The sequence below is a fragment of the Streptomyces sp. NPDC020898 genome (genome assembly GCF_044333925.1).
In the GTDB taxonomy this organism is placed as follows: Bacteria; Actinomycetota; Actinomycetes; order Streptomycetales; family Streptomycetaceae; genus Streptomyces.
In genome coordinates, this window is record NZ_JBIRRV010000004.1 from 612,016 (window position 1) to 630,590 (window position 18,575).

Below are 18,575 nucleotides of genomic sequence, written 5' to 3' on the forward strand. Positions count from 1 at the left end.
CAACTGCCCTGCATACCAAGGGGGTTCACGGGATTCCCGGTGGCTGTGAACGGGGATAGCCATAGAGTGCCGCCACGGGTTGCGGTGTCCGGCGACGGGGGAACGCCACGTGTTGATGTCGTCTTGGCGGAGCACGTCCGGGGGACGGTTGTCCCTGCGCGGCCGCGTCGTGCTGCTGTGCCTGATCCTTGTCGCCGTGGGCAGCCCAGGGGCCCAGCGAAGCGTGCAGGACCTCTACGCGGAGAACTACTCGGACGAGGCCACGCGATGGCTGGTCCAGGGGGCGTTCGTCCTGAGGTGGGACACCTCCCCCGACCTGTACGTCCACTATCTCGGTCAGCCCATGCTGGTCGTGGAGAACCTCTGTGTCGCGGTGCTGCTCGTGGCGCTCGCATGGGTGATGCTGCGACTGCGGGCGCGCGGGGCGTCGGGCTGGGTCCGGTGCCTCGTCGCGGGTGTGCTGGTGTCGGAACTCGTGGCCCTGCTGCGGTGGTTCATGCTCGACACCTTCGTCGACGGAATGGACCTGTCGACCGCCGGGCTGCGCAGCGAACTCCTGCACGCGCCCCTCGCGTTCGGCCTGCTGGCCGGTGTTCTCCTCGCCCTCCTGACCGCCGGGCTGCCACGCGTACACATCACCGGCGCCGCCGGCACCACGAGGATGCCGTTCGGTCAGCCGCTCCGCCGGAGAAAGGGAGATGCCGTCATGACGACCCCGCAGGCACACATGCCGGTCGGGAGCATGCCGGGTGACGTCACCCGGTACCTGTGCGCCGCGGCCTACACCGACGAGCGGTTCGCCGACCGGGTCGTCGAGGACGTTTTGGCCGACGAGGCCAGCGCCGTCGCGCCTTCGCCCGGCGTCGATCTGGTGGCGGTGGCCCATCACTGCCTCGCCGCGCAGCAACTCCGCCGCGGACGCGACCTGCGACTGGCGGCGGCGTTCACGGTCGTGGCGCTGCTCGCACCGCTGTGGCTGCTGGTCAGCGCGGTGTTCCTGTCGTTCACCGCGGGAGCGGGCCGCACGAGACCCGACCTCGCCACCCGTGGCCAACGCCAGCCCGGCAACAGGGTCCTGGTGGGTACGGCGGTCATGGGCGCGGTGCTGGTACCCGTCGCCTTCCCCCTCGGCGCCGCCGTCGCGTCGCTGCCCGTGTCCGGGTTCGCGAGCTGGCTGCTGGGCGCCTATCTGGCCGGCGTACCGGCTGTGTTCGCGTCCATCGGCGCGGCACTGTTCGCGTACGTGACCGTCGTACGCCACGACTTCGCCATCGACCGGCTGCTGCGCACGACCATGACGCGCGAGAAGTTCGCCCGGCGCAGGCTGCCCCCGCTGCCCCTGAAGCAGTGGATCGTCAACCGGCTGGCCGTCGTCAAGGAGGCGCGGGACGGGAACGTCACCGTGTACAGCGGGTTCTCGCCGTTCGTCGGCTATGCCGAGGCCGGCTCCAAGTGGTCGCTCGCCGTGCCGCTCCTGCCCGCCGACGACCCCGTCGACAAGGCGCCGCGCCGTGGCGGTCCGGACGCCTTCACCGTCGTCGAACTCGTCGCCCACGTGCGCGAACAGCTCCGCGAGGTCGCCGCGCGCGGCGACGTCAACGGCACCGCGGACGCCGCCGCGCAGGCACTCGGCTCCCTCGTCATCGAGGACCGGGTCTTCGTGAACGGCACGGCCATCGGCGACGACGACCGGTTCATCACGCCCGCCGGCCTGGCCCCGGCCGCACGGCTGTCGCCCGAGGCGGTCGAGCGGATCATGCTGCGGCCGACGGGCGCGGTCCGCCACCATCTGGCGGTGCACGTGCCGTTGTGGGGCGGCGACGTGGTGCCGAGCGTGTTCCTGCACTTCTCGACCGAGGGCAGAACACTGCACCTGCACTGCGGCAACCATGTACTCGGCCCGGTGAACGCCGCGTACCACCTCGTGGACCGGCTGCGCGACCCGCTCACCCCCGAGCGGCAGCGCGGGCTGCTGGCGGACTCGCTCTCCCACACCGGCCAGGCGTTCTTCGGCGCGCCCTCCCGCGCGCTGCGCCAGGCCCGCTTCGAGTCCCGGCACACCCGGCGGATGGCGGACGAACTGACCGCCATGGAGCAGGACCCGGTCTTCGACTACGGCGCCCGGCTGAGCGTACGGGCGATGGCGCTGAGCCCCGTCTACCACAACTACTTCCAGGTCATGGATGCCGGACGGATCACGGCCGCGGTCGAACGCCACACCCTCGCGGCGATCCGGGAGTTCCTCGACGCGCGCGGCTACGACGTCACCGACTTCCGCAGCCAGCAGCAGACCATCCTCAACCAGGGCCTCATCCAGCAGGGCGGTACGAGCATCATCGGCAACCAGGCGATCGGCGCCGGGGCCAGCGCCACCCAGAACGTCAGACAGCAGCCCGGCCCGGCCGCCGCCGGTGCCGCCGCTCCCCCGAAGTAGCCTCCAGGAACAGGGAGTTCCCGCCATGAGCAACGACGAAGGACGCCACGATCCGCTTGTCCCTCCCGTCCCGCCCGTCAACCACGGCCTCGTCGTCCAGGGCGGCACGCACTACGTGGGCAACCAGGCGATCGGCCAACGGGCCCAGGCGTTCTCCGGCTCGGTGAGCTTCCAGCAGCAGGACTCAGGACAGGCTGCCCGTACGGCCGAACTCCTCACATACGTCGAGCAGTTGCTGGAGGAGCACCGCTCGGCGCTGGCCGACCCCGACGGCACGACCAGGGAACTGCGGCGCCTGCGCGAGGAGTTGGACGAGGAGGAGCCGCAGGCCCCGGTCCTGCGACGCGCCCTGGACCGCCTGACCGCGTTCGTCCAGCCGGTGACCCCGCTCGTCGTCGCGGTCGGCGAACTCGCGACGACGGTACGGGGAACCCTGGGCGCCTGACACGGGCGGCACACGGGCAGCAGCACACGGGCGGTGGCGCGGCAGCCGTGGGCTGCCGCGCCACTGGTGCGGTGAGTCACCCGTATCGGCACCCCGTTCTCAGGGGGCCACGGCTCGTCCGGTCGCCGGGGAGATCTTCCCGGCGCACAGGCCGCGGGCGGCCAGGCCCTGCGCGATGCGGGGAACCGCGGCGAGCGAGTTGGCGGACCAGTCGTGCATGAGCATGACCTGCCCGCCGGTGAGCCGGGCGGCGGCCTGCACGATCGCGTCCGTACCGGCGCCGTTCCAGTCCTGCGAGTCGACGTCCCAGATGATCTGGGTCAGCCCGTACCTGGCCGCGACCGCCCTCACCGTCGCGTTGGTCTCGCCGTACGGCGGACGGAACAGCACCGGAGTGCCGCCGCCCGCACCGGCGACGGCCTGCTGGGTGCGGGAGATCTCGGAGTCGATCTGCGCCTGGCCGAGCTGGGTCAGATGCGGATGGGTGTAGCTGTGGTTGCCGACCCACATACCGGCGTTGACCTGGGCGCGGACCAGGCCCGGGTTGGCGGCGGCGTTCTGGCCCGTGTTGAACATCGTGGCCCGCAGTCCGTTCCGCGTGAGGGCGCCCAGCAGGGCCGTCGTGTTGGCGGACGGGCCGTCGTCGAAGGTGAGCCCGACGTACCCGTTGCAGGCGGCGGCCTGCGCCGGGGCGGCGGTGTGGACGGTGTGGGCGGAGAGGGTGGCGGCGGCCAACGCGGCGGCGACCAGTAAGGGGAGACGCGCCCGGACCTTCGTGGCCTTCGTGACTTTCGTGAGGGTCATGTCAGCGCACCGTGATGTTGGAGTTGCCGCTGCTCTGGTAACCCTCGGTGGCGAGGATCATGTAGTAGTTGAAGCTGCCCATGGGCATTCCGGCGCGGGCCCAGGCGTCGAAGTGGTTGCCGGTGGTGATGGTGCCGCCGGTCCGCTTCGACTGCCGGACGCTCCAGTACTGGTTGAAGGTGCGGGTGCCTTCCACCGACGGGGCGTTGTAGCGGGTGGTCTGGTAGATGTCGTACGTGCCGCCGTCGCTGGTGACGGTGCCCTTGTACGTTCCGGTGGGCCGGTAGGTGCCCCAGTTGTCGACGACGTAGTACTCGACCAGCGGGTTGGCCGTCCAGCCGTACAGCGTCAGGTAGGCGTTCCCGGACGGGTTGAAGCTGCCCGAGTAACTCACGGTCCTGCGCGAGCCGTTGCTCCAGCCCTTGCCGGCGACGAAGTTGCCGGTGTTCCTCCATGAGGTGCTGTAGTTGCCGCCGGAGTTCAGCGTCATGGAGACGGTGCCGGGCGCGTCGGTCCAGAACGAGTAGTAGTGGCCGTTGTCGGTGCCGGTCTGGTTCGTGGTGATGACCGTGGCGGCCTGAGCGGTGCCGGGCAGGGCCAATGCGGCCACGGCGACCAGCAGCATGGTGCAGACACCGGTGATGAGCAGCCGGAGCCGGGATGCGAGTGCGGGTGCGAGTGCGGGTGCGTTGTTCATGTGTGTGTTTCCTCCTCGTCCTCATGGGGCCGATGGGGGCTGCTGAACAGGCGACAGTGTTGGCCGGGTCACGTCAGGTGTCAATAGTTTCGGTTTACAATTCGAAACATTCGAAAGATCGGGACGGAGGGTTGGTGGGTTTATTATTCCTGCTCAGTACTGCTTTTCGCTTGATCGAGTGCAGGTTATGACAAGTGAAAACTAGGCGTCGCCGAATTGCCGACCAAATGCCCCAGGCCCATTTACTCGAATGTTTCGAATTATTCGCCGATCTTTCCGGCGGCCGCCGCGTGTGCTGACATCGGGGCATGGACCCGGACCCGGTCACCCCGCGGCGCGTACTCATCGTTGCCTACGACGACGCGCAGATCCTCGATGTGGCCGCACCCAGCGGCGCCCTGGACATCGCCAACCGCTACGGCGCGCAGCCGCCGTACTCGATAGAGCTGGCGACCCTCGGACGGCGCGGCGCGCGTAGCTCGGCGGGCATCGTGCTGGGCGCGGGGCAGGCGCTGGAGGCGGTCACGGGACGTCTGGACACGCTGGTCGTCGTGGGCGGCGTCGGCTGCGAGGACGCGGCGGCGGACGAGCGGCTCCTCGGGCAGGTGCGCCGACTGGCCGTACGCAGCCGCCGCGTCGCCTCCGTCTGCACCGGCGCCTATGTGCTGGCGGCAGCCGGACTGCTGGACGACCGCCGGGTGACGACGCACTGGGGCTGGGGAGAACGCCTCGCCGCCCGCCACCCCGCCGTGGCCGTCGACGTGAGCCCCCTCTACATCCGCGACGGCAACGTCTACACCTCGGCCGGCGTCACCAGCGCCCTCGATCTGACGCTGGCCCTGATCGAGGACGACCACGGGCCGACGCTCGCCCGCGCCGTCGCCCGGGAACTCGTCACCTATCTGCACCGCCCGGCCGACCAGGCCCAGATCTCCCTGTTCCTGACCGCGCCGCCGCCGGAGGACCGCCTGGTGCGGGACCTTGCCGGCCACATCGCCGGCCACCTGGCCGAGGACCTCACACCCACGGCCCTGGCGGCCCGGGCCGGCATCAGCCGCCGCCACCTCACCCGCCTCTTCAACGCCCACCTGGGTACGACCCCGGCCCGGGCGGTACGCGCGGCACGCACCGAGGCGGCGGCGCACCTGGCCAGGTCGAGCGGACTGCCCATGGCGGCGATCGCCCGCCGCTGCGGATTCGGGTCGGCGGAGACCCTGCGCCAGGCGTTCCTGGACCACTACGGCGTCACCGGGGACATCCTTCGCAGGATGCCGGACATGCCCCCCGCGCGCCCCGCGCCGGGTCGGCAGACTCCCGGCCCATGAGCCATTCGACGAGCAGCCACTCGGCCACGCATCCGGCCACGCATCCGACGACGACACGCAGGAACCTTCTGCGCTCCACCGTGGCCACCGCCGCCCTCGCGGCCACGACCACCGCGGCGACGGAAGCGCGGGCCACCACACCGACCCCGCCCACCCCGCCGACGGGAAAGGGCCCGCGCATCGGCATCCTCCTGTACGACGGGTACAGCCTGCTCGACCCCACGGGACCGGCCGAGATCCTGTCCCGGCTGCCGGACGCGACGGTGACGATGATCGCCGAGCGGCGCGGCGCGGTCCGCACGGACACCGGGGACGTGGCCGTGGTCGCCGAGCGCTCCATCGCCGAGGTCGACCGTCTCGACGTCCTGCTCGTCCCCGGCGCGGGCAATCGCGGCACGGTCGGGGCGATGACCAACGAGGCGCTGCTGAGCTGGATCCGCGAGATGCACCGGCACACCCGCTGGACCACCTCCGTCTGCACCGGCAGCCTCGTCCTCGCGGCGGCGGGCCTGCTCGACGGGCGCGAGGCGACGACCTACTGGGCCTCCGCCGAGTACCTCACGTCCACGTTCGACGTGACCTACCTCCCGGAGCGCTACGTACGCTCCGGGAAGATCGTCACCGCGGCCGGTGTGTCGGCGGGCATCGACATGGCCCTGTACCTCGCCTCCCTGATCGCGGGCGACGACACGGCGAAGGCGATCCAGCTCGCCGTCGAGTACGACCCCCGGCCGCCCTTCGACGCGGGCGACGCCACCAAGGCGGACGCCCAACTCAAGGAGCGGGCACTTCAGTTGCTCGCCGACTCACAGGTGTAGGGGCGAGGCGCGCCGAGCGCGTCCGGGTGCCGAAGACGGCCAGGACGATCGCGCCGAGCAGCCAGGTGCCGGCGATGAAGCAGAAGACGCTCCATCAATTCCGCGTTCGCCTGCCGGGTGGTGTCCACGCGACGTGGGCACCACCCGGGGCGGGTGCAGTCAGCGCCTGAAGGCGTCCTTGGCCTTGTCACCGGCCTGCTTCAGGTTTCCGAAGACCCGGTCGGTCCTGCCTGCGCGGTGCAGTCGCCTGTTGCGGGTGGGCCGGCCGATGCGTGCGGTGACCAGGCCCTTGAGTGCCTGGGTCTTGTGCTTGATCGTCTGTCCGACGCTCATGACTGTCCTCTGCTCATTCGCTGGATGGGCTCCCGCGGTCGACCGCCGTACAGGCCGCCGTTTCCGGGGGCGGGACAGCCGTCGGGTGCGGACTACCCGCGGCTGCGGCTGTACCGGCGCCTGCCACCACCGCGCCCGCGCTTGGCGAAGCCGACGATCCAGACGACCAGCAGCACGGCGGCGACCCACCAGAGGATCTGCATCGTGAAGCCGAACCCGAACACCACCAGGATCAGCAGAAGGAGAAGAATCCAGAACATCGCCGGCCTCCGGTTCGCGGGGATTTCCTGACTTCCGCGGGGTCCGGGCGAAGCGGGGAGGTGGAATGCTGCCGCGGAATGATCCGGAGCGGCATGGCCCTACGCCGTGCCGCCAGTCAACGCCCGGCGACTGTCTGTGTCAACGCGGTGTCGACACTGGCGAGTTCTGGGAGCTGGGCAGGGGGCGCTGGGGGCGCTGGGGTGAACGGAGCCTCGGCGGAGGCTTCGGCTGGTGGCAGGACGTGGTCCTCCCACCAGGACAGGGCCATGACGGTGGCGAGCAGGACGAAGGGGACCGAAGCCGGAACGATCAGCGCGTACATGCGTACCGCCTGGGTGAAATGCGTGCGGCGCGGCGGGCAGCGGATGCACGGTGCCCGCGTGGGGCGCATCGGGGCTTCGCCGGGATCGTGTGGCGACGGCGACGGCGAGTGCGGGAGCGGCCCGTTGGGGGCGGAGCGGGTTCCGGCACCGATGCGCGAGGTGCGCCCCCGAAGGAGCGCGAGAGGTGATCGACGCTGCCGGGGGCTCGGGCCGCACCACGCACGTTAGCCCTCGCCACACTTCCTGAACAGACGTCAAGTGGCCATCCGCTCAAGGCGCGAGACCGTTACACAGGGCGCTGTCCGCAACCTCTGGGCAGGACTACGCTGGGCGAACAGGCCCCAGCCCCCGGCAGTGATGATCTGTTCCGCTCCGGGAGGCCCGCTGTGTTCGTTCTCCTTCTCGTCATCGCTCTGATCCTGTTCGGTCTCGGGTTCCTCAATCCCCTCTGGTGGGTGGCCGCGGCCGTGTTGGTCTTCGGTGCCCCCCGCTTCGGTCGCGATCGTGGTCGAGGCCGTGGTGGCGGGGCCGGTCCCGGGGAGTATCGGGAGTACCGGGACCGCCGGGAGCGCCAGGACCGCTGGGACCGCCGCTACAGCCGTCAGCACCGAGGGCGCTGGAGGCGCGAGGACCGGCGGGACCGCGAACGCCGCGGGTGACCGACGGACCGGCCTGATGTCCAGAGGCTCCGGGACGGCTTCGGTCACGCCGGACGCGCGGAAATCGTGGAGAGGCGGATGCCATGCATCGCACAACCATGCTCCCGGAGAACTGGTGGGATCTGGCAGCTGAGGCCGCGGTAGGGAATGCGGCCGGTCAGGATGTCGTGGCGCTGCGTGCCGAGGTCGATCTGCTGCGGCGGGCACTGGCCGGACGCGCGGTGATCGACCAGGCGTGCGGCATGGTGATGATCCTGGCCCCCTGCCGCCGTGGGCCGGCCAGGAAACTGCTGGTGGATATGTCACGGCAGTGCGACACCCGTCTTCCGGACGTGGCCGCGGCCGTGGTCGCCGCCTGGGAGGGCGAGCCGCTCTCGCGGCTGATGCGGCGGGCGCTGCGGCGTGCCCTGCGGCGGTTCTACGCGGAAGGCCCGGGGTGCGACCTGTCACCGCCGGAGGGTCCGTCCTGAAGGGGAAGGTCATGATTCACGTTGCCGATGTCCGGGAGTGGCGCCCGTGGGAGCAGCTGTCGCTGCTCTTTTGTGTGCTGCGGTCTGCCGGCTCCCACGGTGAGTGACGCCACCGATGAGGGAGACACGTGTCGATGCCTGACGTACGTACGCACAGCCCACGAAGCACCCGCCCTCATGACTACGACGCGCCGGACACCGCTGCGGCGTTCCGCCGTATCGCCGCCCTGCCGGAGGGCCCGGAGAGGTCCGCGCTGCGGCAGGAGGTGGTGTGCGCCTGGATGCCGATGGCCGTACGGCTCGCCCGGCGTTTCCGCCATCGCGGTGAGACCTTCGAGGACCTCAAGCAGGTCGCCCAACTGGGCCTGGTCAAAGCGGTGTCCCGCTTCGACCCGAGTCTCGGCACCGCCTTCCCGAGCTTTGCCATACCGACGATCCTCGGCGAGGTGAAACGGCACTTCCGTGACGACCTCTGGGACGTGCATGTGCCGCGGCGTGTGCAGGAGCTGCGCGGCCGGGTCCGCTTCGCCGGCAATGAGTGCGCTTCGCTGGGCGGCCGCGAACCCTCCGTCCCCGAGATCGCCGCGTACACCGGCCTGACGGAGGAGGAGGTACGGCTGGGCCAGGGTGCGCTGGACAGCTTCGCCGCTCTGTCCTTGGACGCCGTGCCCGGCCACTCCGCGGACAGCCATCCACTGACCGACACGCTCGGTGGCATGGAGCCCGACTTCGACCTGATCGTCAACCGTGAGGCCCTGCGCCCGCTGCTGCGGGCACTGCCCGAACGTGACCGGCAGATCCTGTATATGCGGTTCTTCTGCGAGATGACACAGGACCGGATCGGACTGCAGCTCGGTGTCTCGCAGATGCACGTCTCCCGTCTGATCACCCGCATCTGTGCACGCCTGCGCCGCCAGGTGATGGCCGACACCTACGCTCTCAGGAGGGCATCGTGACGACGTCCCGGGTGCACGGGCGGCGCCGGGCCGCCAGGCCCGGTACCCGTCGTTCCGCGGAGAGGCAGACACTGACTGCCGCCGGACGGGCGGGCTTCGCCGCGCGAGGCGTGGGGTACGTCCTCATCGGTGTACTGGCCGTCCGGATCGCCCTCGGCAGCGGTGGCGAGTCGGCGGACCGCCAGGGCGCGCCGGCCCGGATCGCGGCGCAGCCCTTCGGGAAGGCGATGCTGTGGGCACTGGTCGTCGGGTTCGCCTGCATGGCGTTGTGGCGGAGCGCCCGCGCGGTCCTTGGCAGGGGGCCTCGGGGCAAGGCGGCCTCGCGAGCGCTTGACGGTGGACGGGCGCTCTTCTACGCCGCCGTCTGCTGGGCCACCGCCGCGTACGCAGCCGGGGCGCTGTACGCGCGCCATCACGCTACGGCCGGAGCGGCAGCCTCCTTCAGCGGCTCTTCTCCTCACCGACCACCGGATGGATCACCCGCCGCACCGTGCCGGACGGCTCGGACAGCGCCGCCTCCGCGACCCGCAGCAGCATGCCCCCCTCACCCCGGACCTTCTTCAGCTCGGCGTTCAGCCCGTTGTCGCAGCGTCCAGACCTCGATCAGGTCTTCCGGCTCCCGGTCCTGCCGCATCCGCCCCACGCCGAATGCGGTGGCGCACTGCCCGTTGCGTTCCGCGCAGCGAGCGTTCATTATCAGGAAACCTGTTAGTTCAAAGTTGCAGTGATAGGTGGGTCGGACCATGTTCCCCAGTCCCGGAATCCAGGCCAGAGGCATCCAACTGCTGCTCGGCGGCATGATGTCCCGCGTCCATGCGGACCTGCGCTTCACCGACATCCCGAAGCGGACGGAGTCCCTCCGGGTGGAGACCGGCGCCGGTCCCGTGGACTGCACCGTCTACCGCCCGCCGGCCGCTGCCGACACGACCGACACCCCCGCCCCCGTGTACGTCAACTTCCACGGCGGCGGCTTCGTCGTCGCCCGCCCCGAGCAGGACGACCACATCTGCCGGTACATCGCCGCCACGGTCGGCTGCGTCGTGATCAACGTGGACTACGCCGTCGCCCCGCAGCGGCCGTACCCCGCCGCCGTCGACCAGGCGTACGACGTCACCGCGTGGGTCGCAGAGAACGGCCCCGCCAACAACTGGGACGGCTCGCGACTCGCCGTGGGCGGACACAGCGCCGGGGCCAACCTCACCGCCGCGGTCTGCCGCACGGCCCGCGACCGGGGCACCTTCTCGCCGCGGCTCCAGATCCTCGACTCCGCACCGCTCGACCAGGTCTCCGACCCGTCCACCAAGCTGTCCCCGATCGCCAAGCCGCTGCTCGCTCCGCACCTCATGCGGGTCTTCTCCGCCGCCTACACCCCGGATCCCGCCGACCGGGCCCATCCCCTCGTCTCGGCCGGACTGGCCGACGACCTCGCCGGTCTGCCGCCCGCCCTGGTGATCACCGCCGAGCACGACCGGCTGCGCGACGAGGGCGACGCGTACGCCAAGGCCCTGGACGCCGCCGGGGTCCCCGTCACCCACCGCGTCTTCGCGGGCGTCGACCACTACTTCACCCACACCGGCCCGGTACCGGCCGGAAAGGAGGCCATCGAGCTGATGGCCGCCACCCTGCGCACCGCACTCGACGCCTGACGCCTGACGCCGGTCAGGGCGCCCCCTGCGGGGTCTCGGCCCCGGCCCCGGCCTCGGATTCGGCGCCCGCGTCCGCGCCCGCGTCGAGCCGGAGCATCACGTCGTACTCGGGGGTGCCGGGCTCCGCGTGGTAGGCGACCATGCGGTGGCCGCGGGCGCCCTCCAGCTCCATGGCCTGGTATTCGAAGGTGACGTCACCGACCCGGGGATGGTGGAAGGTCTTGCGGCCGGTGGTGTTGCCCTTGACGTCGTACTGCTCCCACAGCCGGGCGAAGTCCGGGCTCTTGAGGAGGAGTTCGTCGACGAGACCGGTCAGGCCGGCGGCGTCGGGGTCGAGGCCGGCCAGGGTGCGCAGGCGGGCCACGCAGCCCCGGATCTGGTTCTCCCAGTCGTCGAAGAGGACGCGGGCGGTGGGATGGAGGAAGACGTAGCGGACGATGTTGCACCGGCCGGGCGGCCAGTCCTCCAGACCGGCCAGTAGGCCGAGGCCGCCGGGGTTCCAGGCGAGGAGTTCCATCGTGCGGCTCACCACATGGGCCGGGTAGGGCCGCATGCTCTCCAGGAGCAGTCCGACACCGGGCGGCACGGCCGGGCCGGGTGCCTTCGACGGCTCGGGCGCCGAACGGGCGGCGCGTGCGGCGAGGTCGCGGAGGTGGTCGCGTTCGTCACCGTCCAGCCGCAGGGCGGCGGCGAGGGCATCGACGACGGAGGGGCTGGGGTTGGTCTCCCTGCCGCGTTCCAGCCGGGTGTAGTAGTCGATGCTGACCCCGGCGAGGGTGGCCAGCTCCTCGCGGCGCAGGCCAGGCGTACGGCGTAGTCCGAGGCCTTCCGGCAGACCCGCCTCGGCGGGGCCGATCCGGGCGCGCCGGGCCCGCAGAAACCGGCCGAGCTCGCTGCCGCCGGGGGTGCCGTTGCGTTGCTCACGTGCCATGCGATTCAGTGTGACAGCCCTGTGACCTGCGGAACAGCGGAGTGAGGGGCCGTGTCACACCCCCTCACCGGACCGCGCCACCGGACCCCGCAGCACGTCACCGCGCTCCCCGTCCCGCCCCGCGACAAGCGCCCAGACCTCCAGGTCGTGGCGTACGCCGTTCATCAAGTACGCCTCGCGCAGGACGGCCTCGCGTCGCATGCCGAGCCGTTTCGCGACCGCGATGCTGCGCACGTTCACGGTCGCCGCGCGCCATTCCACCCGGGACAGGCCCCGGGTCACCATGGCCCAGTCGGTCAGGACGGCGGCGGCGCGGGTGACCAGGCCGTGGCCCTGGGCCTCCGGGGCCGTGAAGGCGCCCAGTTCGCAGACCCCGGTGTCGGCGTCGAAGCGGGAGAAGCCGACGCCTCCCACCAACCGTCCGTCGAGGCGTATCCCGTAGAGCCGTATGCCGTCCCGGGCCCGGTGCTCGGCGTAACGGCGCAGCCAGCGTTCGGCCTTGGCCGTGTCGTCGATGGTCGTGGGCCACAGCAGCCAGGGGGCGATATGGGCGCGGGCGCGTTCGACGAACTCGTGGAACTCCTCGGCCTGCCAGGGTTCGAGGGCCTGGAGCTCGGCGCGTTCGGAGAGGGGGTGACTGTGCAGGGGGTCCATGGAGTGCACGGGGGCTTCCTGTCGGCGAGTGGGCGAACAGTTGAAAAGCTTTGGGGGGTACGGGAGTTGTTGCCCTGTGGGTAACTTGTGCGTCTCCTGATCCACCTCCCTTGGAGATCTTGTTTCGGCACGATGTGGATCGTAGAGTTCCGGTCAACCGCGGTGTAAGGCGCCGGTCGCCTTGTTCCCCACATCCGGCAGCGCGTCACGGGCGTGAAGTCAGATCCGTCGATCCTGGGTGCTTGCCGCACAGGACGAAGGTTCGCCCGGGGAAGGCCGGTTGTGCGGCATGGGCGTGGCCTCCTTCGTTCTCAGAAGGCTGGGCGGCGGGCTGCTTCTTCTGCTCGCCCTCAGTGTCCTGGTCTTCGCCCTGCTCGCCGCGAGTCCGGGCTCACCGGTCCAGACCCTCCTCGGCACCCGCCCGGCGACACCGGAACTGGTGAACGAACTGCGCCGCCTGCACCACCTCGACGAGCCCCTCGTCCTCCAGTACCTGCACTGGCTCTCCGACGCCGTCCGCCTCGACTTCGGCCGCTCGATCTCGGTCCAGGCGGGCACCCCGGTCGCGGACATGATCTACGGCCGGATGGCGCTGTCCGTGCAACTGGCGGTCTACTGCCTCCTGTTGGTGCTGCTGCTCGGCGTCCCCCTGGGCGTCGCCGCCGGCCTCCGGCGCGGCCGGACCACCGACCGGACGATCTCGCTGCTGTCCACGGTCGGCTTCGGCGCCCCCGTCTACGCCCTGTCCGTCGTCCTGTTGTACGTCTTCGGCGTGGCCCTCAACTGGTTCCCGGTGTACGGCGCCGGTGACGGGTTCGCGGACCGGATCGCGCATCTGACGCTGCCCGCCGTGGCGTTGGCGATCGTGCTGTCGGCCGTCGTCATCCGGCAGACCAGAGCGGCCACCCTGACGGTCATGCGGCAGGACTACATCACCTTCGCCCGCCTCCGCGGCCTGAGCCCGGGGCGCGTGCTGTTCCGGTACGTGCTGCGCAACTCCGCGCCCCCGGTGGTCACCAGCGCCGGCCTTCTCCTCATCGCGCCGATCAGCGCCGGCGTCTTCATCGAGCAGGCGTTCTCCCTGCCAGGCGAGGGCTCCCTCCTGCTCGCGGCGGTGGCCGCCAAGGACGTTCCGGTCGTCCAGGGGATCGCGCTGCTGCTCGGCGCCCTGGTGGTCGTGGTCAACCTGCTGGTCGATCTGCTCGGCTTCCTGCTCGACCCGCGGATTCGCCCCCACACGGCGGGAGAGCGCTGATGACCTTCCAGGCCCCGGACCCGGCCTCCCCTACGGACACGAACATCGCCTCCGCGGCCTACGCCGTCTTCGCGTCGGACCAGTCGAAGCGCTTCCGCCGTCCGCCCGTGCTGGTGGCGCTGGCCGCCGTCGCCGTCGCCGTGATCGCGCTGCTGGTGGTGGCGGGCGAGTGGCTGGCCCCGTACGACCCCGCGCGTCAGGACCTGCTGCTGAGCGCCGCCGGTCCCGGCGACGGCCACTGGCTCGGTACGGATCACCTGGGCCGGGACGTCCTGTCCCAGGTGCTCGCCGGTGCGCGTACCGGGGTCGTCGGGCCGCTGTGCGTGGCGGCGGGCGCGGTGCTGCTGGGGGTGCCGCTCGGGGTGGCCGCCGGGTACCGCGCGGGCGTTCTCGACGCCGTGACCAGCAGGTTCACCGACCTGGTCCTCGCTCTTCCCGCGATGCTACTGATCATCGTGGTGGTGGGCGTGGTCGGCGACGGCTACTGGTTCGCCGTCGCGGCCCTGACCGTCCTCACCCTCCCGGCGCAGATCCGGCTCTGCCGTGGCACGACCCTCGTACAGGCCCGCCTGCCCTACGTGGAAGCCGCCCGCACCCTGGGACTTCCGGCCCCGAGGATCATGTTCCGGCACATCCTGCCGAACATCCTGCCCACGGTCGTCGCGACCTTCCTCCTCGACTTCGTCGGCGCGCTGATCGGCCTGTCCGGGCTGTCCTACCTGGGCCTCGGGGTCCCGCCGGGCACGCCCGACTGGGGCGAACTGCTGCGCCAGGGGCAGAGCCTGCTCACCGTCAACCCGTATCTGTCCCTGGCCCCGGGCCTGATGATCATCATCACCGCGACCGGCGTCACCCTCCTCGGGGACTGGCTGTACGACCGCCACACCGACCGCGGCACCGATCGCCACGCCGCCGGGACGGACCGCTGATGACGCCCGAACCGCTGCGATCTCCGGCACCGCTGCTGTCCGTACGGCGGCTGCACGTGCACGCGACCCATCCCCACTCCCGCCCCCACCCCCGGGGCCGTTCGCGGACGCTGGTGCGTGACGTCGGGTTCGACCTCGCCGTTGGTGACAGCCTCGGCATCGTCGGCGAGTCCGGCAGCGGCAAGAGCATGACCGCGCGCGCCGTGCTGGGGGTGCTCCCCGACGGCGTACGGGCCGAGGGAGAGGTCCTGTTCGACGGCATCCCGCTGCTGGGCAGACGGGAGCGGGACCTGCGCCCCCTGCGGGGCACCCGGCTGGCCATGGTGCTCCAGGACCCGTTCACCGCACTGAACCCGCTCCAGACCGTCGGCACGCATCTACGGGAGTCGCTGGCCCCGCGAGTACGCCGCGACCGGGGCGAGGCGGCGACCGAGGTCGCGCGGCGCCTGCGTGAGGTGGGCCTGGACCCGGACGCGGTCACCGGCCGCTACCCCTTCCAGCTCTCCGGCGGTATGCGCCAGCGCGTCGCGATCGCCGCCGCCCTCGCGCAGGACCCGGACCTCCTCGTCGCCGACGAGCCCACGACCGCCCTGGATGTCACCACCCAGGCCGAGATCCTCGACCTGCTGCGCCGGCTGCGGGCCGACCGGGGCATGGCCCTCGTCCTCATCACCCACGATCTGCGCGTCGCGTTCTCCGTCTGCGACCGGGTGCTGGTCATGTACGCCGGTTCCGTACTGGAGGACGCCCCGGCCGACGCGCTCGCCCGCGACCCCCAACACCCGTACAGCCTCGGCCTGTTGCTCGCCGAACCCCCCGTCTCCCACTTCGTGGACCGGCTGGTCCCGCTGCCCGGCCGGGTGCCCTCCGCCGACGGTGTCGCCGACCGGTGCGCGTTCGCCGACCGCTGCGCATGGCGGCACGACGTCTGTCTGACGTCCCGGCCCGGGCTCGTCTCCCGTACGGCGGACAGGGCGTCCGCGTGCGGACGGATCGGCGAGATCGGCGACGAGATCAGCGCCCGCCGCCTCCGTCAGGCCGCCCCGGGCACCCCGCCGCCCGTCCCCGACGGCGACCCGCTCCTCGTCGTCGACGGCCTGACGAAGTCGTACCGGACGAGGTCCTCCGTGGGAATCCCAGGCAGTCGGCTGGTCACCCGGTCGGGCACCCGGTCCGGCGGTGGAGCGAAGGCGCTGCACGACGTCTCGTTCGAGCTCCGTGAGGGCGAGTCGCTGGGCGTCGTCGGCGAGAGCGGGTCCGGCAAGACGACCCTGGCCCGCTGTGTCCTGGGCCTGACCACACCCGGCGCCGGCACGATCCGGCTCGGCGGCGTCGACGTCAGCGACTACCGCAGGCTGAGCCGGAGCGACCACCGTGACGTGCGGCGACTGGTCCAGGTCGTCTTCCAGGACCCGTACTCCTCCCTCAACCCGCGGTTCACCGTCGGCGCGACCCTGCGCGAGGCGGTCGGCGCGCGCGGCGACCGTACGGCCGACCGGGCGCGGCAGGCGGCCGAGCTGCTGGACCTGGTGCACCTGCCCGCCTCGTACGCCGACCGGTACCCCGACGCGCTGTCCGGCGGCGAGCGCCAACGCGTCGCCGTCGCCCGCGCGTTGGCCGTACGACCCCGGCTGCTGATCTGCGACGAGCCGGTCGCGGCGCTCGACGTGTCCGTCCAGGCGCAGATCCTGGAGCTGCTGCGCGAGGTCCGCCGGACGTACGGCACGAGCATGCTCTTCATCACCCACGATCTGTCGGTCGTACGCCAGATGACCGATCGCGCGATCGTGCTGCGCGGCGGCGAGATCGTCGAGAGCGGCGAGACCACCGCCCTCCTGGAATCCCCCGGCCACCCCTACACCCGACGCCTCCTCGCCTCGATCCCGGGCGAGGGCTGATCAACTCCCCGTCTCCAACTCCCCCTCAAGGAACGGAAACCAGAAAACGATGCCCCCCACAATGCGTCCACGGCGCCGCCTGATGCTGCCCGCCGTCCTCCTCACCGCACTCGCCTCCACCACCGCCTGCGCAGGCGGCAACGAGAACGACGACACCGACACCTCGACCGACACCCGAAGAACCACCAAGACGACCGACAAGCCCATACCCGTGGTCAATTGGGCGCTCCCCAACGCGCCCGCCTCCCTCGACTACGCCAAGAGCTACGACAACGAGTCGACCGGCGCCGTCATGTCGCTGGTGACGGAGCCGCTGGAACGCGTCTCCGCCGCCGGTGAGTTCACCCCGAACCTCGCGACCGAGGTGACCCAGCCGAACCCCACCACCCTTGTCTACACGCTCCGTTCGGGGGTGACGTTCTCCAGTGGCGCCGAGCTGACGGCGCAGGACGTGGCCTGGAGCATCGAGTACTTCTCGGCCGAGACGGCACAGACCTCGGCCACCGGCCAGCAGGTGGGCGACGTCGAGGTGACCGGTCCGCTGGAGGTGACGGTGAAGCTCAAGTCGGCCGTCCCGACCGCACGGGCCGGGATCGCCCTCACGACCCTCGTCGAGGAGGCCAAGTACGCGAAGGCGCACGCCAAGACGCTGGGCAACGCGGGCACCGCACCGGTCGGCACCGGCCCCTACAAGGTCGCCTCCCACACCACGGAGAAGATCACGCTGGTCCGCAACCCGGAGTACACGCGTACCAAACCGGCTGCCGACAAGGTCGTCTTCTCCTTCATCGGCGACGACACGGCACGCCAACTCGCCCTGCGCTCCGGCGAGATCGACGGCGGCCCGGTCACCGACCGCAAGAACGCCGCGCAGTGGAAGGCCGTACCCGGCGCCACGGTCTACGCCAACCCGTCCCTGTCGCAGGACTTCCTCGCCATGGACGTCACCAAGGCGCCCTTCGATGACGTCCACGTCCGCAGGGCCGTCGCCCACTCGGTCGACCGGGACGGCATCCTGAAGGCCGCCTTCGGCGCGTACGCCCAGCCGATGACGAGCCTGATCCCGGCGGCGGAGCTGGCCGGCGTGGCCGGTTCGCAGCAGGCGGCGGAGACCTTCGTGGCCGGCCTGCCCCAGTACGGGCTGAGCGAGAGCGACGCGAAGGCCGAACTGGCCAAGTCGGGCCACCCGCAAGGGTTTTCGGCGACCGTCGAGTACGTCAAGGACTTCCGCTGGCAGGAACTCGCCGCCCTCAGCATCCAGCAGAACATGAAGCCGCTCGGCGTGAAGATCACCCCGAAGGCCGTCACGGTGAACGAGTGGTACGCCAAGTTCTTCAAGCACGAACTGACCGGCATCACCCTGCCGTTCGGCTTCGGGGCGAGCTACCCGGACCCGGCCCCGCTGCTCGGCAAGCTCGTCGGCACGGCCAACATCGGACCGCAGAAGATCAACATCGCCAACTGGTCCACGCCCGACGTCGACAAGGCACAGGCGGTCATCACCACCGCCGGCGCCGACGCGACCCGCTGGCAGGCCGCCCGGACCATCCTGACCGAGGTCGCCGAACAGGTGCCCTACGTCCCGCTGTTCACCGAGGACCAGGTGTACGCGGTCGGTGAGGGCATCGGTTTCGAGGGCTCCGGAATCACGTCGTTCGACCTGTCCAACGGCGGCTGGATCTTCGCGCTGAAGTCCACCGTCTGAGCCCGCTCGACAGCCCGACAAGTCCCCGACAA

General features: G+C 71.0%; 19 protein-coding genes and 1 pseudogene. 13 read left to right on the forward strand and 7 right to left on the reverse strand.

The features are described 5' to 3' along the window. The first annotated feature begins 115 nt into the window (after nucleotides 1-115). Both ACH4TV_RS17165 and ACH4TV_RS17170 read left to right on the forward strand, forming a co-directional pair. Nucleotides 116-2,434: a hypothetical protein gene (locus ACH4TV_RS17165; RefSeq protein ID WP_398398747.1), complete on the forward strand. Its 2,319-nt coding sequence runs from the start codon at nucleotides 116-118 to the stop codon at nucleotides 2,432-2,434. A 25-nt stretch (nucleotides 2,435-2,459) separates the two neighbouring features. Continuing rightward, nucleotides 2,460-2,879: a hypothetical protein gene (locus ACH4TV_RS17170; RefSeq protein ID WP_398398749.1), complete on the forward strand. Its 420-nt coding sequence runs from the start codon at nucleotides 2,460-2,462 to the stop codon at nucleotides 2,877-2,879. 99 nt (nucleotides 2,880-2,978) lie between these two features. On the opposite strand, the gene ACH4TV_RS17175 is transcribed toward ACH4TV_RS17170, so the two are convergent. Continuing rightward, the gene (locus ACH4TV_RS17175) at nucleotides 2,979-3,683 is read right to left on the reverse strand and encodes a polysaccharide deacetylase family protein (protein WP_398398750.1); all 705 of its coding nucleotides are present in this window, start codon (nucleotides 3,681-3,683) and stop codon (nucleotides 2,979-2,981) included. A gap of 1 nt (nucleotide 3,684) precedes the next feature. Further along, nucleotides 3,685-4,380 (reverse strand): glycoside hydrolase family 11 protein, encoded by a 696-nt coding sequence (locus tag ACH4TV_RS17180; protein WP_398398752.1) that lies wholly within the window; start codon nucleotides 4,378-4,380, stop codon nucleotides 3,685-3,687. A 308-nt stretch (nucleotides 4,381-4,688) separates the two neighbouring features. Between ACH4TV_RS17180 and ACH4TV_RS17185 the strand changes: the two genes are divergently transcribed. Next, a complete protein-coding gene (locus ACH4TV_RS17185; protein WP_398398754.1) occupies nucleotides 4,689-5,705 on the forward strand; it encodes a GlxA family transcriptional regulator in 1,017 nt (338 codons plus the stop codon). Then, the gene (locus ACH4TV_RS17190) at nucleotides 5,702-6,523 is read left to right on the forward strand and encodes a DJ-1/PfpI family protein (protein ID WP_398398756.1); all 822 of its coding nucleotides are present in this window, start codon (nucleotides 5,702-5,704) and stop codon (nucleotides 6,521-6,523) included. The genes ACH4TV_RS17185 and ACH4TV_RS17190 overlap by 4 nt, the downstream gene beginning before the upstream one ends. Before the next feature lie 159 nt (nucleotides 6,524-6,682). Here the strand turns inward: ACH4TV_RS17190 and ACH4TV_RS17195 are convergent, their stop codons facing one another. From ACH4TV_RS17195 to ACH4TV_RS17205, 3 genes are all read right to left on the reverse strand, one after another. After that, nucleotides 6,683-6,856 (reverse strand): CsbD family protein, encoded by a 174-nt coding sequence (locus tag ACH4TV_RS17195; protein ID WP_398398758.1) that lies wholly within the window; start codon nucleotides 6,854-6,856, stop codon nucleotides 6,683-6,685. A gap of 92 nt (nucleotides 6,857-6,948) precedes the next feature. Continuing rightward, nucleotides 6,949-7,116, reverse strand: coding sequence for a hydrophobic protein (locus ACH4TV_RS17200; protein WP_398398760.1), 168 nt, complete (start codon nucleotides 7,114-7,116; stop codon nucleotides 6,949-6,951). Nucleotides 7,117-7,232: 116 nt separating this feature from the next. Beyond that, nucleotides 7,233-7,439, reverse strand: coding sequence for a hypothetical protein (locus tag ACH4TV_RS17205; RefSeq protein WP_398398762.1), 207 nt, complete (start codon nucleotides 7,437-7,439; stop codon nucleotides 7,233-7,235). Nucleotides 7,440-7,826: 387 nt separating this feature from the next. On the opposite strand from ACH4TV_RS17205, the gene ACH4TV_RS17210 reads away from it, so the two are divergent. The 5 genes and pseudogenes from ACH4TV_RS17210 to ACH4TV_RS17230 all read left to right on the forward strand — a co-directional run bounded on the left by ACH4TV_RS17210 (nucleotide 7,827) and on the right by ACH4TV_RS17230 (nucleotide 11,171). Further along, nucleotides 7,827-8,099: a hypothetical protein gene (locus tag ACH4TV_RS17210; protein WP_398398764.1), complete on the forward strand. Its 273-nt coding sequence runs from the start codon at nucleotides 7,827-7,829 to the stop codon at nucleotides 8,097-8,099. An 83-nt stretch (nucleotides 8,100-8,182) separates the two neighbouring features. Continuing rightward, nucleotides 8,183-8,569 (forward strand): ANTAR domain-containing protein, encoded by a 387-nt coding sequence (locus ACH4TV_RS17215; RefSeq protein WP_398398766.1) that lies wholly within the window; start codon nucleotides 8,183-8,185, stop codon nucleotides 8,567-8,569. A gap of 134 nt (nucleotides 8,570-8,703) precedes the next feature. Then, on the forward strand, nucleotides 8,704-9,525 hold the full coding sequence (locus tag ACH4TV_RS17220; protein WP_398398767.1) for a SigB/SigF/SigG family RNA polymerase sigma factor: 822 nt from the start codon (nucleotides 8,704-8,706) through the stop codon (nucleotides 9,523-9,525). A 110-nt stretch (nucleotides 9,526-9,635) separates the two neighbouring features. Next, nucleotides 9,636-9,758 (forward strand): annotated as a pseudogene (locus ACH4TV_RS17225) (DUF1206 domain-containing protein); the annotation flags it as partial. A 510-nt stretch (nucleotides 9,759-10,268) separates the two neighbouring features. Then, a complete protein-coding gene (locus ACH4TV_RS17230) occupies nucleotides 10,269-11,171 on the forward strand; it encodes an alpha/beta hydrolase (RefSeq protein WP_398398768.1) in 903 nt (300 codons plus the stop codon). 13 nt (nucleotides 11,172-11,184) lie between these two features. On the opposite strand, the gene ACH4TV_RS17235 is transcribed toward ACH4TV_RS17230, so the two are convergent. Together ACH4TV_RS17235 and ACH4TV_RS17240 are read right to left on the reverse strand one after the other, a co-directional pair. Then, entirely contained in the window at nucleotides 11,185-12,102 is a 918-nt protein-coding gene (locus ACH4TV_RS17235; protein WP_398398769.1) for a helix-turn-helix transcriptional regulator, read from the reverse strand. A 54-nt stretch (nucleotides 12,103-12,156) separates the two neighbouring features. Next, nucleotides 12,157-12,756, reverse strand: coding sequence for a GNAT family N-acetyltransferase (locus ACH4TV_RS17240; protein ID WP_398398853.1), 600 nt, complete (start codon nucleotides 12,754-12,756; stop codon nucleotides 12,157-12,159). Between the two features lie 289 nt (nucleotides 12,757-13,045). Here ACH4TV_RS17240 and ACH4TV_RS17245 point away from each other — a divergent pair, with 289 nt between their 5' ends. From ACH4TV_RS17245 to ACH4TV_RS17260, 4 genes are read left to right on the forward strand one after another with little or no spacing between them, the layout of a single operon-like run. Beyond that, nucleotides 13,046-14,011 carry an ABC transporter permease gene (locus ACH4TV_RS17245; protein WP_398398770.1) on the forward strand — a complete coding sequence of 322 codons (966 nt, stop codon included), beginning with the start codon at nucleotides 13,046-13,048 and terminating at the stop codon, nucleotides 14,009-14,011. Next, entirely contained in the window at nucleotides 14,011-14,940 is a 930-nt protein-coding gene (locus ACH4TV_RS17250) for an ABC transporter permease (RefSeq protein WP_398398771.1), read from the forward strand. Before ACH4TV_RS17245 ends, ACH4TV_RS17250 begins: the two co-directional genes overlap by 1 nt. Then, nucleotides 14,940-16,838, forward strand: coding sequence for a dipeptide ABC transporter ATP-binding protein (locus ACH4TV_RS17255; protein WP_398398772.1), 1,899 nt, complete (start codon nucleotides 14,940-14,942; stop codon nucleotides 16,836-16,838). The genes ACH4TV_RS17250 and ACH4TV_RS17255 overlap by 1 nt, the downstream gene beginning before the upstream one ends. A 49-nt stretch (nucleotides 16,839-16,887) precedes the next feature. After that, the gene (locus ACH4TV_RS17260; RefSeq protein WP_398398773.1) at nucleotides 16,888-18,543 is read left to right on the forward strand and encodes an ABC transporter substrate-binding protein; all 1,656 of its coding nucleotides are present in this window, start codon (nucleotides 16,888-16,890) and stop codon (nucleotides 18,541-18,543) included. The last annotated feature ends 32 nt before the right edge of the window (nucleotides 18,544-18,575 follow it).

What these genes read in the sequence shown, in the direction of transcription:
- ACH4TV_RS17165 (WP_398398747.1), top strand. Translation starts at nt 116, where the DNA reads ATGTCGTCTTGGCGGAGCACGTCCGGGGGACGGTTGTCCCTGCGCGGC.
- ACH4TV_RS17170 (WP_398398749.1), top strand. Translation starts at nt 2,460, where the DNA reads ATGAGCAACGACGAAGGACGCCACGATCCGCTTGTCCCTCCCGTCCCG.
- ACH4TV_RS17175 (WP_398398750.1), bottom strand. Translation starts at nt 3,683, where the DNA reads ATGACCCTCACGAAAGTCACGAAGGCCACGAAGGTCCGGGCGCGTCTC.
- ACH4TV_RS17180 (WP_398398752.1), bottom strand. Translation starts at nt 4,380, where the DNA reads ATGAACAACGCACCCGCACTCGCACCCGCACTCGCATCCCGGCTCCGG.
- ACH4TV_RS17185 (WP_398398754.1), top strand. Translation starts at nt 4,689, where the DNA reads ATGGACCCGGACCCGGTCACCCCGCGGCGCGTACTCATCGTTGCCTAC.
- ACH4TV_RS17190 (WP_398398756.1), top strand. Translation starts at nt 5,702, where the DNA reads ATGAGCCATTCGACGAGCAGCCACTCGGCCACGCATCCGGCCACGCAT.
- ACH4TV_RS17195 (WP_398398758.1), bottom strand. Translation starts at nt 6,856, where the DNA reads ATGAGCGTCGGACAGACGATCAAGCACAAGACCCAGGCACTCAAGGGC.
- ACH4TV_RS17200 (WP_398398760.1), bottom strand. Translation starts at nt 7,116, where the DNA reads ATGTTCTGGATTCTTCTCCTTCTGCTGATCCTGGTGGTGTTCGGGTTC.
- ACH4TV_RS17205 (WP_398398762.1), bottom strand. Translation starts at nt 7,439, where the DNA reads ATGTACGCGCTGATCGTTCCGGCTTCGGTCCCCTTCGTCCTGCTCGCC.
- ACH4TV_RS17215 (WP_398398766.1), top strand. Translation starts at nt 8,183, where the DNA reads ATGCATCGCACAACCATGCTCCCGGAGAACTGGTGGGATCTGGCAGCT.
- ACH4TV_RS17220 (WP_398398767.1), top strand. Translation starts at nt 8,704, where the DNA reads ATGCCTGACGTACGTACGCACAGCCCACGAAGCACCCGCCCTCATGAC.
- ACH4TV_RS17230 (WP_398398768.1), top strand. Translation starts at nt 10,269, where the DNA reads ATGTTCCCCAGTCCCGGAATCCAGGCCAGAGGCATCCAACTGCTGCTC.
- ACH4TV_RS17235 (WP_398398769.1), bottom strand. Translation starts at nt 12,102, where the DNA reads ATGGCACGTGAGCAACGCAACGGCACCCCCGGCGGCAGCGAGCTCGGC.
- ACH4TV_RS17240 (WP_398398853.1), bottom strand. Translation starts at nt 12,756, where the DNA reads ATGGACCCCCTGCACAGTCACCCCCTCTCCGAACGCGCCGAGCTCCAG.
- ACH4TV_RS17245 (WP_398398770.1), top strand. Translation starts at nt 13,046, where the DNA reads ATGGGCGTGGCCTCCTTCGTTCTCAGAAGGCTGGGCGGCGGGCTGCTT.
- ACH4TV_RS17250 (WP_398398771.1), top strand. Translation starts at nt 14,011, where the DNA reads ATGACCTTCCAGGCCCCGGACCCGGCCTCCCCTACGGACACGAACATC.
- ACH4TV_RS17255 (WP_398398772.1), top strand. Translation starts at nt 14,940, where the DNA reads ATGACGCCCGAACCGCTGCGATCTCCGGCACCGCTGCTGTCCGTACGG.
- ACH4TV_RS17260 (WP_398398773.1), top strand. Translation starts at nt 16,888, where the DNA reads ATGCCCCCCACAATGCGTCCACGGCGCCGCCTGATGCTGCCCGCCGTC.